Consider the following 6,152-nt stretch of genomic DNA (forward strand, 5'->3'; position numbering starts at 1 on the left):
GCCTACTTGGCCTTCATGTGGGCCCACCCCGGCAAACAACTCCTCTTCATGGGCCAGGAGTTCGCCCAGGGCGCCGAATGGTCCGAGGCACACGGTCCGGACTGGTGGCTGCTCGACCCCGCGTACGGCGCCGAGCCGGACCACCGTGGCGTGCGGGACCTCGTACGCGATCTCAACACCCGCTACCGGACGGCGCCCGCCCTGTGGGAGCGGGACACCGACCCGGCGGGCTTCTCCTGGATCGTCGGCGACGCGGCGGAGGACAACGTCTTCGCGTTCCTCCGCCACGCGGCCGACGGCACGCCGCTGCTGTCGGTGTCCAACTTCTCCCCGGTCGTCCGTCACGAGTACCACCTGGGCGTGCCCGACGACATCCCGGCATGGCACGAGATCCTCAACACGGACAACGCCCGCTACGGCGGCGGCGACGTGACGAACCGCGACCCGATCAAGCCGGACGCCGAGCCGACCCACGGCCGCCCGACGAGCCTCCGGCTGACCCTGCCCCCGTTGGCAACGCTCTGGCTCACGTCCAGCCCCGGCGATTCCAGCCCCTCCGGCGTTTGAGGAGCGGGGGTCCGGGGGCCGAGCCCCCGGTTTCGGGAAGGGGCGGGGTGGGGGAAATTCACCCCTGCAACGCCTCCCCCAACGCCTGCGGCAACTCCCCGGCATGCACGACCCCAAGATCCTGCGTGGCCCGGGTCAGCGCCACATACAGATCGCTGACCCCGAACTCGCCGGGCTCGACCACGATCACGCGGTCGAACTCGAGCCCCTTGGCCTGCCGCGGATCAAGCAGCACCAGATGCCGCGTGAGGTCGGGCTCACCCCCGGCCTCCACCCCCGGCAACCTCGCGGCAAGCGCCTCACACAGACGCCGCGGCGCGATCACCGCGAGCCGCCCTTCCTCCGGCGTCCGCTCGACAGCCGCCTTCGCCGCGGCCTCCACGACGTCATCGGCCCGCAGCGCCCACGGCCGCTCCCCGGTCGACCGCACGGACGACGGCGCCCGATATTCCGGATGGGTCTCCCGCAGCACCGCCGCCGCGACATCCATGATCTCCGACGGCGTCCGGTAGTTGACGCCGAGCCGCGTGTGCTCGAAGCGGTCCTCGACGTACGGCGCGAGGATCTCGTCCCACGCCCCGACGCTGCCCTCCTCCGAGGTCTGCGCGGGGTCACCGACGAGGGTCATCGACCGGGTCGGCGAGCGGCGCATGAGCAGCCGCCACGCCATCGGGCTCAACTCCTGCGCCTCGTCGACGATGATGTGCCCGAACGCCCAGGTCCGGTCGGCGGCGGCCCGCTCCGCTGCGCTGCGGTGGTCCTCCTCCTCGTACCAGCCGGCGACCCGGTCCGCGTCCACGACGTCGTGCGCGGCGAGCACCTCCGACTCGTCCTCGTCCTCGAACTCGTACGTCTCCGAGCCCTTGGACAGGTCGAGCACACCCTGCGCGTACGCGATGCGCTCCTGCCGGGCCGCCTCCGCGGCGGCCCGCTCGGCGCTGTCGTCGTACCCGAGCAGCTCGGCGGCCTCGTCGAGCAGCGGCACGTCCCCGACCGTCCACTCGCCCGCGGCTGGACGCTCGCTGCGGATCGCGTCCGCGTCCTCGTCCGGCAGGTGGGTGGGCTCGGCCAGATAGTCGGCGACGAACGCCTGCGGGGTCAGCTGGGGCCACAGCTCGTCGATCGCCGCGTGCACATCGGCGCTGGACGCGACGGCCTTGCCGAGCTGCGCGATGTCGTCGGGGCCGAGGAAGTTCGGGCCGCCGTAGGGGTCGGCGCCGATCCGCTCGGTGAGCTGTTCGGTGAGCGCGTCGATGACCCGGAACGCGAAGTGCGGGCGGCCCAGGTTGTGCGGCAGCTTCGTGTCGCGGGCCGCCTGCCGGGCCTCGTAGGCGATCTCCCAGTCGAGGATCAGGTCGCCGTCGTCGTGCGGAATGATCAGCGGGGCGCCGGGTTCGGGCAGCCGCTGCCGGTCCTCGACGGCCCGCGCGAGGCTGTCGGCCATCGCCGCGGAGCCCTTCACGGTCGCCGCGCGCGGCGTGTCCTTGAGCGTGGCGTGCACGCCGGGGAACAGCTCGCCGACCGTGGAGAGCAGCACCCCGGTCTCGCCGAGCCCCGGGAGCACCTCGCCGATGTACCGCAGGAACGCCGGGTTCGGGCCGACGATCAGCACGGCCCGCTTGGCGAGCAGCTCCCGTTGTTCGTACAGCAGGAACGCGGCGCGGTGCAGCGCGACGGCCGTCTTGCCGGTGCCGGGCCCGCCCTCGACGACGAGCACGCCCGGGTGCGGGTGGCGGATGATGCGGTCCTGCTCGGCCTGGATCGTCTGCACGATGTCGCCCATGCGGCCGGTGCGCGCCGAGTTCAGGGCGGCCAGCAGCACGGCGTCGCCGGTGGGGTCCTCGTACCCGGTGCGCTCCGAGTCGTCGAGGTCGAGGATCTCGTCGTGCAGCTCGGTGACCGTGCGCCCGTCGAACGTGAGGTGACGGCGTCGGCGCAGACCCATCGGCGTATGACCGGTGGCGAGATAGAAGGGCCGGGCGACGGGCGCCCGCCAGTCGATCAGCATCGGCGTGCGCTCCGAGTCGTCGGCGCGAATTCCGATACGGCCGATGTGGTGCGCCACACCGATTTCTTGATCGTCGTCGCCCTTGAGGTCAATTCGACCGAAGCAGAGCGAACCCTCGACCGCATTCAGCGCGGCGAGCAGCCCCGATCGTTCGACGACCAACAGGTCCCGCTCGAGGAGCGCCTGCTGGCCGGTCCCCACCGGGGTGATCGCATCCCGGACGGAGTCCGCGGTGACGCCACGCAGCTCATCGACGCGCCTGTAGAGCGCGTCGATGTATTCCTGCTCTTTCTGCAATTCCAGGCTGTCCCGGCTTGACAAAACAACTCCCTGCCCGGTACCGTGGTTTTTGTTGGCCCCCACTGTGGGGCCTTTTCTGTGGGCACACAGAAACACCGAATATACCTCGGGCGGGGCTGAATTCCAAAGCCGCCGACAACCGCCGGCGGATCTCAGACGGTCTCGGCCAATTCCTCCAGAAGCCGCCGCTTCGGCCTGGCCCCCACGCGCGACCACACCGGTTCGCCGTTCTTGAACACCATCAGCGTGGGCATGGACATCACCCCGTACCTGACGGCCGTCTCCGGATTGGCGTCGACATCGATGGCCACGACGTCGAGACGCTCGCTCTCCTCCTCCGCGACGGCCTTGAGCACCGGCGCCAGCTGCTTGCACGGACCGCACCACTCGGCGGTGAACTCCACGAGCACCGGCCGCTCGGCCCGCAGCACCCGCGCCTCGAAGTCCGCGTCGGTCACATCCCGCATGATCACTCCTCGTCCGTCAGCTCACAGCGCGGCTCACGGTCCTCCGCGGCCAGCGCGTCCATGGCCCGCTCGGCGCGCGACAACTGCGCACCGACCGTCTCGCGTACGGCGGTCAACTCGCCGATCAGCGCATCGAGTTCGGCCACCTTGCTCCGGTACACGGCCACCGACGCCGGGCACGAGTCGCCCTCCGGGTGACCGGCCCGCAGGCACTCCACGAACGGCCGGGTCTCCTCCAGGTCGAACCCGAAGTCCTGCAGCGTGCGGATCTGCCGCAGCGCCCGCAGGTCCTCCTCGTCGTACGTCCGGTAGCCGTTGCCGCCGCGCCGCGCGGGCAGCAGCCCGCGCGACTCGTAGTACCTGAGCGCCCGCGTCGTCGTACCGGCGCGGGCGGCGAGCTCTCCGATGCGCATGCCGACGACGTTAGACCTTGCCGCTGACGTCAAGGCCAGTCGACGAGGACGAGGTACAGCACGAACGCCGCGACGACGGCGAACGGCGCCGCCACCGAGAACCCCCGCCGGCGGGCCACGAACCCTTCCTCCCACGGCAGCAGCCAGGCGGTCGCGAGCGTGAGGAGCGCGACGGTGAGCCCCCAGCCGAAGACGGGTTCGGCGTCGGTGCCGACGGCCATCCATGCGAGGAACGCCCCCGGCAGCGTGACCAGACTCGACACCAGCGGGGCGACCCAGGCGCGCGGACGCGGCGCGGACGGTGCGGCGGGCTCGGCGGCGAGTTCGGAGATCATGTCTCCATCCAAGGCGTACAGCCGTTCCCCTACCTGAGTGCGCGTACTCAGCTCAGATACTCAGCTGTCCCCGGCCGGCGCAGCCGACTTGATCGGGCACAGGATGTCGGGTCCGCCCCCGCGCACCGCGCCTAGCGTTCAGGACGTCAACAGCACGAACCGGAAGGAGAGGCCAGGTTGCTGGACCGACTCAACCAGGTCATGGACCACATCGAGCAGCGCCTCGATGAGCCCGTGGACATCGCCGAACTCGCGCGCATCGCCACGACGTCCGAGTACCACCTGCGCCGGATGTTCTCGGCGCTCGCGGGCATACCGCTGTCGGAGTACGTCCGGCGGCGCCGCCTCACGGTCGCGGGCGCCGAGGTCCTCGCCGGCCAGGAGTCCCTCCTGACCATCGCCGTGCGCTACGGGTACGGCTCCGGCGAGGCGTTCGCCCGCGCGTTCCGTGCCCTGCACGGGGTCGGCCCGGGCGAGGCCCGCCGGACGAAACCGGCCCTGGTCTCCCAGCCCCGCCTCTCCTTCCGGCTCACCGTCGAAGGGAACAGCAGCATGCGCTACCGCGTAGTGGACCGCCCCGACTTCAGCGTCGTCGGCCCGAACGCCCGGGTCCCGCTGGTCTACTCGGGCCCGAACCAGGCGATCATCGACTTCGTCCGGTCCGTCCCGCCGGAAACCGTCTCGGCCCTGAAGCAGTTGTCGAAGGACTCCGGCGAGGACCCCGAGGGCATCGTCGCGGTCTGCGACGACCTGGACCCCGGCCGCGCCGAGGGCAGCGAACTCGACTACTACCACGGGGTGGTGGCCGGCCCCGACGCCCCGGCCCCCACGGGCGCCACGGTCCTCCCCGTCCCCGCCGGCACCTGGGCCGTGTTCACCACGTCGGGCCCGGCCCCGGAGGCCATCCAGGCACTCTGGGCGACGGTGTACACGGAGTGGTTCCCCGCCAACCCGTACCGCACCCGCCCCGGCCCGGAGCTCCTCCGCACCCAGCTGTCACCGGACGGCACGACGGCGGACGCGGAACTGTGGCTGCCGGTGGAACGGGAGGCCTCCTGACCTGACGGGCCCGAAATCCCCCGGGCCGATTGTCAGTGCCTGCCGCTACGTTGCGTCCATGAGCCACGATGCAGGCACACCCTTGTCCGTCGCCCGGTATCTCGACTGCCTGGCCGCCGACTTCGAGCGACTCGGAGCCGCCGCCAGGCCGACCCCGACGGCACAGGTGCCGAGCTGCCCCGACTGGACCGTCACCGACCTGGTGCGCCACGTGGGGCAGGTCTACGCACACAAGACGCAGGCCATTGTGGCGGCCGCTCCGGGCACCGAACCGGAATGGCCGCCTAAGGGCACCTCCGACGAGGAGCCCTTCGCCCTCCTGAACCGCGCCTACACCGAACTCCGGACGGCCATCGAGGCTCACGCCCCGGAGGACCCGTCGGGCACGTGGTACGCCCCGGACCAGACGGTCGGCTTCTGGATCCGCCGCATGACACAGGAGACGGTCATCCACCGCATCGACGCCGAACTCGCGGCGGGCGGACGGGTCTTCCCCGTCCCGGACGACCTCGCCATCGACGGGATCGACGAACTCCTGAAGGTGTTCACCGCCTACGCGGTCACCGAGTGGTCCGACTATTTCCGCGAGCCGCTGGCCGGGTCGCCGGGCCGGACGTACGAGGTACGCGCGGAAGGCGAGAGGACCGCGACGTGGCGGATCCGCACGGGGGCCCGCCCCACATTCGCGGTCGAGGACGCCACGGAAGCAGGGCCGGCGGACGCCACCGTGAGCGGCACGCCCGAGGCGCTGCTGCGCGATCTGTGGAACCGCGCGGGCACCGGCGAGACCTCGCAGGTCCGGATCACGGGGGCTCAGGAGGCGGTGGAGGAATTGCGGGCCTGCCTCAGGACTTCAACCCAGTAGAAAACACGCCTGAAACGCAGAAAAGCCCCGTGCCAATGGCACGGGGCTTTTCTTTAAAATTAGTTCGGCGGCGTCCTACTCTCCCACAGGGTCCCCCCTGCAGTACCATCGGCGCTGTGAGGCTTAGCTTCCGGGTTC

7 protein-coding genes and 1 rRNA gene are annotated in these 6,152 nt (G+C 71.0%); 3 read left to right on the forward strand and 5 right to left on the reverse strand.

The features are described 5' to 3' along the window. The coding region (locus ACIA8D_RS41610) for an alpha amylase C-terminal domain-containing protein (protein ID WP_399240717.1) at positions 1-567 on the forward strand (567 nt) is incomplete at its 5' end. Between the two features lie 58 nt (positions 568-625). Here the strand turns inward: ACIA8D_RS41610 and ACIA8D_RS41615 are convergent. The 4 genes from ACIA8D_RS41615 to ACIA8D_RS41630 all read right to left on the reverse strand — a co-directional run bounded on the left by ACIA8D_RS41615 (position 626) and on the right by ACIA8D_RS41630 (position 4,090). After that, positions 626-2,872 (reverse strand): HelD family protein, encoded by a 2,247-nt coding sequence (locus tag ACIA8D_RS41615; protein WP_399240730.1) that lies wholly within the window; start codon positions 2,870-2,872, stop codon positions 626-628. A gap of 155 nt (positions 2,873-3,027) precedes the next feature. Then, on the reverse strand, positions 3,028-3,342 hold the full coding sequence (gene trxA / locus ACIA8D_RS41620) for a thioredoxin (protein ID WP_399240719.1): 315 nt from the start codon (positions 3,340-3,342) through the stop codon (positions 3,028-3,030). A gap of 2 nt (positions 3,343-3,344) precedes the next feature. Then, on the reverse strand, positions 3,345-3,755 hold the full coding sequence (locus ACIA8D_RS41625) for a MerR family transcriptional regulator (protein WP_399240721.1): 411 nt from the start codon (positions 3,753-3,755) through the stop codon (positions 3,345-3,347). A 29-nt stretch (positions 3,756-3,784) separates the two neighbouring features. Then, positions 3,785-4,090: a hypothetical protein gene (locus ACIA8D_RS41630; protein ID WP_399240723.1), complete on the reverse strand. Its 306-nt coding sequence runs from the start codon at positions 4,088-4,090 to the stop codon at positions 3,785-3,787. 177 nt (positions 4,091-4,267) lie between these two features. On the opposite strand from ACIA8D_RS41630, the gene ACIA8D_RS41635 reads away from it, so the two are divergent. Together ACIA8D_RS41635 and ACIA8D_RS41640 are read left to right on the forward strand one after the other, a co-directional pair. Continuing rightward, positions 4,268-5,149 carry a GyrI-like domain-containing protein gene (locus ACIA8D_RS41635; protein ID WP_399240725.1) on the forward strand — a complete coding sequence of 294 codons (882 nt, stop codon included), beginning with the start codon at positions 4,268-4,270 and terminating at the stop codon, positions 5,147-5,149. 58 nt (positions 5,150-5,207) lie between these two features. After that, positions 5,208-6,014, forward strand: coding sequence for a maleylpyruvate isomerase family mycothiol-dependent enzyme (locus tag ACIA8D_RS41640; protein ID WP_399240727.1), 807 nt, complete (start codon positions 5,208-5,210; stop codon positions 6,012-6,014). Between the two features lie 62 nt (positions 6,015-6,076). On the opposite strand, the gene rrf is transcribed toward ACIA8D_RS41640, so the two are convergent. Further along, a 5S ribosomal RNA gene (gene rrf, locus ACIA8D_RS41645) occupies positions 6,077-6,152 on the reverse strand; the annotation flags it as partial.

It is taken from the genome of Streptomyces sp. NPDC051684 (assembly GCF_044453445.1).
In the GTDB taxonomy this organism is placed as follows: Bacteria; Actinomycetota; Actinomycetes; order Streptomycetales; family Streptomycetaceae; genus Streptomyces.

Bases quoted from the DNA above. Each gene is read 5' to 3' on its own strand.
- ACIA8D_RS41640 (WP_399240727.1), top strand. From the start codon at position 5,208: ATGAGCCACGATGCAGGCACACCCTTGTCCGTCGCCCGGTATCTCGAC.
- trxA (WP_399240719.1), bottom strand. From the start codon at position 3,342: ATGCGGGATGTGACCGACGCGGACTTCGAGGCGCGGGTGCTGCGGGCC.
- ACIA8D_RS41630 (WP_399240723.1), bottom strand. From the start codon at position 4,090: ATGATCTCCGAACTCGCCGCCGAGCCCGCCGCACCGTCCGCGCCGCGT.
- ACIA8D_RS41625 (WP_399240721.1), bottom strand. From the start codon at position 3,755: ATGCGCATCGGAGAGCTCGCCGCCCGCGCCGGTACGACGACGCGGGCG.